4 protein-coding genes are annotated in these 4,446 nt (G+C 77.3%); all 4 read left to right on the forward strand.

What is annotated here, in order from left to right:
• Nucleotides 1-1,267: prenyltransferase/squalene oxidase repeat-containing protein (locus B7P34_RS35145; RefSeq protein ID WP_286157541.1), on the forward strand; the 1,267-nt coding region annotated here is incomplete at its 5' end.
• Entirely contained in the window at nucleotides 1,264-1,995 is a 732-nt protein-coding gene (locus B7P34_RS37890; RefSeq protein ID WP_223268569.1) for an SCO2322 family protein, read from the forward strand. The genes B7P34_RS35145 and B7P34_RS37890, both read left to right, overlap by 4 nt.
• Nucleotides 1,992-3,548 carry a CbiQ family ECF transporter T component gene (locus B7P34_RS39565; RefSeq protein ID WP_286157542.1) on the forward strand — a complete coding sequence of 519 codons (1,557 nt, stop codon included), beginning with the start codon at nucleotides 1,992-1,994 and terminating at the stop codon, nucleotides 3,546-3,548. Before B7P34_RS37890 ends, B7P34_RS39565 begins: the two co-directional genes overlap by 4 nt.
• On the forward strand, nucleotides 3,545-4,446 hold a 902-nt coding region (locus B7P34_RS35160), incomplete at its 3' end, for an ABC transporter ATP-binding protein (RefSeq protein WP_223268570.1). The genes B7P34_RS39565 and B7P34_RS35160, both read left to right, overlap by 4 nt.

Here is a 4,446-nt window from a genome sequence, read left to right on the forward strand (position 1 = left end):
CCACGCGCGCCGCGGCGCCGCGGCCCTGGCCACCGCCGCCGTCCTGGGCGCGGCCGCGGCCCCCGCCGCCTTCGCCGACGGCTCACCGTCCCCGGCGCCGGGGCTGTACGGCACGGCCGACCCCAAGTTCGACGGCGTCTTCCGCCAGTCGCTGGCCTTCATGGCGCAGAACGCCATGGGCGTCACCCCTGCCAAGCCGGCGGTCGACTGGCTCGCGGGCCAGCAGTGCGAGGACGGCGGCTTCCCCGGCTACCGCGCGGACCCGAGCAAGGCGTGCGACCCGAAGAAGGACGAGTTCACGGACGCCACCGCCGCGGCCGTGCAGGGCCTCGCGGCCGCCGGCGGGCGCGCGGAGGCGGTCAGGAAGGGCCTGGACTGGCTCAAGGCCCACCAGAACGACGACGGCGGCTGGGGCTACCAGGCCGGCAGCCCCACCGACGCCAACTCCACCTCCATCGCCCTCGGCGCGCTCGCGGCCGCCGGCCAGGACCCGGCCAAGGACGCCGTCAAGAACGGCAAGAACCCCGTGGAGACGCTGCTGGCCTTCCAGCTCGGCTGCGACGCGAAGGAGGGCGAGCGCGGCGCGTTCGCCTACCTGAAGGACGACAAGGGCCTGCGCGCCGACAACCTGGCCAGCGCCGCCGCCGCGCTCGCCACGCTCGGCAAGGGCTTCGTCGTCGAGCCCCTGAAGAAGGACGCCGACCAGCCCGTCAAGGCGCTGGAGTGCTCCGGCGACGCGGAGGGCGACAAGGCGAAGCCGAAGGACGCCGCCGCGGCCGCCGCAGCCGTGGACGGCTACCTCGTGGCCGCCATGGACAAGAACGGCGGCTACCTGCTGCCGTCCATGCCCGGCGCCCCCGCCAAGCCCGACCAGGGCAACACGGCCGACGCCGCCCTCGCCCTCGCCGCGGGCGGCCACCGCGACGCCGCCGAGAAGCCCCTGAAGTGGCTGCGGTCCAAGGAGAGCGGCACCGCCGAGTGGGCCAAGGGCCAGCCCGGCCGGCTCGCCAAGCTGATCCTCGCCACGCGTGCCGCGGGCGGCGACCCGCGCGACTTCGCGGGCACGAACCTCGTGGAGCAGCTGAACGCCACGGGCCCGGCGCCGGAGCAGCAGGGGAAGAGGGCCACGGGCGGCATGACCAAGGAGGACGAGAAGAAGGACGAGGGCGTCACCGTCAACGTGTGGTGGATCGTCGGCGTCGGTCTGGCCTTCGGCGCCGGCATCGGCTTCCTGATCAGCGGCCGCAAGAAGAAGCAGCAGCTGTGACGCGAGCTGCCGGAATACGGGCCGCCGGGGCGCGAGCCGTTGGACGGCGACGGTCCCGGACACGCGCCGCCGGGACGCGCGGCGGCGCGGTCGCCGCGCTCGCCGCCGTCCTCCTCATGCTGCTCGGCACCGCCCCCGCGCACGCCGCCGGCTACCGGTACTGGTCGTTCTGGCAGGGCTCCGGCGGCCAGTGGGCGTACGCGACGCAGGGGCCGGGCACGGCGCGGCCCGGCGACGGGGACGTGATCGGGTTCCGGTTCGCGGTCAGCGCGGACTCCGCCGACGCCGCGAAGCCGCGCGCCGCCGCCGGCTTCGGACCGGTCTGCGACGGCACGCCCGCCGCGGACGGGGCGAAGCGCGTCGCCGTCGTCCTCGACTTCGGCACGCCCGCCGACGCCCCCGACGGCGAGACGCCGCCCAAGGCCCGCTCGGCCTGCGCCCGGGTGGGCGAGGACGCCACCGCGGGCGAGGCGCTGGCCGCGGTCGCGAAGCCGCTGCGCTACGACTCCTCCGCCCTGCTGTGCGCCATCGGCGGCTACCCGCGGACGGGTTGCGGCGAGCAGGTGAGCGGGGCCGAGAAGGGGGCGGAGAGCGCCTCGCCGAAGCCGGCCGCCGACGGTGGCAAGAAGGGCGACGGCGGCCCCTCGGCCGGCCTGATCGGCGGCGTCGCCGCCGTGGTCGCCCTCGGCGCCGCGGCCTTCTGGCAGGCCCGCCGACGCCGCGGATGAGCGCCGGGAAGACGAAGGGCCCGGCGGGGGCGCCGCTGACCGCACGCGCCTCCGCCCTGCACGCGGGCGCCTGGTGGGTGTGGGCGCTGGGCCTGGCCACGGCCGCCTCGCGCACCACGAACGTCCTGCTGCTCGGCCTGCTGGTCGCCGTCGCCGGGTACGTGGTGGCCGCGCGGCGCACGGACGCGCCGTGGGCCCGCTCGTACGGGGCGTTCCTCAAGCTCGGCCTGGCCGTGATCGGCATCCGGCTCGTCTTCGCGGTCGTGCTGGGCTCCCCCGTCCCGGGCACGCACACCCTCGTCACCCTGCCGGAAGTCCCGCTCCCGGACTGGGCGCAGGGGGTGCGGATCGGCGGCCGGGTGACCGCCGAGGGGCTGGTCTTCGCGCTGGCCGACGGCATGAAGCTGGCCACGCTGCTGGTGTGCGTGGGCGCGGCGAACGCGCTCGCCAACCCGGCGCGGCTGCTGAAGTCCCTGCCGGGCGCGCTGTACGAGGCGGGGGTCGCGGTCGTCGTCGCCATGACGTTCGCGCCGAACCTCGTCGCCGACGTCCAGCGGCTGCGCGCCGCCCGCCGCCTGCGCGGCCGCCCCGACCGCGGCCTCGCGGCCCTGCTCCAGGTGGGCCTGCCGGTGCTGGAGGGTGCCCTGGAGCGGTCCGTCGCGCTGGCCGCCTCGATGGACGCGCGCGGCTACGGCCGTACGGCGAAGGTGCCGCGGGCGGTCCGCCGCACGACGAGCGCGCTGACGCTGGGCGGCCTCATGGGCGTCTGCGCCGGCACGTACGGGCTGCTCGCCGACCAGGGCGCGGGGTACGGGCTGCCCGTGCTCCTCGCCGGCCTGGCCGCGGCCCTGGCGGGCCTGTGGCTGGGCGGCCGCCGTTCCGTCCGCACGCGCTACCGGCCCGACCGGTGGGGCGTGCGCGCGTGGCTGGTGTCGGGCTCCGGCGTGGCCGTCGCGGCCCTGATGATCCGGGCGAACTCCTACGCGCCGGAGGTCCTGCACCCGTCGGCGGTGCCCCTGACGGCGCCGCGGCTGCCGGTGTGGCCGGCGGCGTCGGTCCTGCTGGGCCTGCTGCCGGCGTTCGTGGCGCCGGGCGCCTCCGGCGGCGGTTCCGGGAACGACTCCGGGCCGGAGCCGGCCGGGCACCGCCGGGCCGGCCGGTGGGGGCCGGTCACCGCTGCGGCGGAGGGATCTCCCCGGCCCCGGCCCCGCCCCTTCCGGAAGCCGGAGGCAGGCCCCCGGATCCCCAGGGCCCGGGGCGCGGAGACCACTACCTCCCTCGGGGTCCGGGACGCGGAGACCACCGCCTCCCCCGGGGCCCGGGGCACGGAGACCACCACCTCCCCCGAGGTCCGGGACGCAACCACCACCCCCTCCCCCAGGGCCCGGGGCGCAGCCACCACCCCCTCCCCCGGGGTCCGGGGCGCAGCCCCGGGAAACGGTGAAAGGGCGGGACCGGGGCCTCTTCCCCCGCCGCAACGGCGAGGAACCCCCACCGACCGGTCCGGCGGTGCCGAACCCACCACCACCTCCCACCCCCAGGAGCCCAAGTGATCCGCTTCGAGAACGTGTCCGTCACGTACGACGACACCGAGGCGCCCTCGCTCCACGGCGTGGACCTCACCGTCCCCGAGGGCGAACTCTGCCTCCTCGTAGGCCCGTCCGGCGTCGGCAAGTCCACCCTCCTCGGCACCGTCAGCGGCCTCGTCCCGCACTTCACCGGCGGCACCCTGCACGGCCGCGTCACCGTGGCGGGCCGGGACACCCGTACGCACAAGCCGCGCGAACTCGCGGACGTCGTCGGCACCGTGGGCCAGGACCCGCTCGCGCACTTCGTCACCGACACCGTCGAGGACGAGCTCGCGTACGGCATGGAGTCCCTCGGCGTCCCCCCGCACACGATGCGGCGCCGCGTCGAGGAGACCCTGGACCTGCTGGGCCTGGCCGGCCTCCGTGACCGTCCCATCGCCACGCTCTCGGGCGGGCAGCAGCAGCGCGTGGCGATCGGTTCGGTGCTGACGACGCACCCCGCGGTGCTGGTCCTGGACGAGCCGACGTCCGCCCTGGACCCGGGCGCGGCCGAGGAGGTGCTCGCCGTGCTGCAGCGGCTGGTCCACGACCTGGGCACCACGGTCCTGATGGCCGAGCACCGGCTGGAGCGGGTCGTGCAGTACGCGGACCGCGTCATCCTGCTGCCCGGCCCCGGGGAGGCGCCCGTCATGGGCGAGCCGGCCGAGGTCATGGCGGTGTCGCCGGTCCACCCGCCGGTGGTCGGCCTGGGGCGGCTGGCCGGCTGGTCGCCGGTCCCGCTGTCCGTACGGGACGCCCGCCGCCGGGCGGCACCGCTGCGGGAGCGGTTGGCGCCACTGGCCCCGCCCGCCGCGCAGGAGGCGCGGGAGGCGCGGGAGGCACCCGAAGGCGCCCCGCGCCGCGCCGGCTTCCTGCGCAGGGC

The organism is Streptosporangium nondiastaticum (assembly GCF_003011965.1).
Lineage (GTDB): Bacteria > Actinomycetota > Actinomycetes > Streptomycetales > Streptomycetaceae > Streptomyces > Streptomyces nondiastaticus.

Bases quoted from the DNA above. Each gene is read 5' to 3' on its own strand.
- B7P34_RS39565 (WP_286157542.1), top strand. From the start codon at position 1,992: ATGAGCGCCGGGAAGACGAAGGGCCCGGCGGGGGCGCCGCTGACCGCA.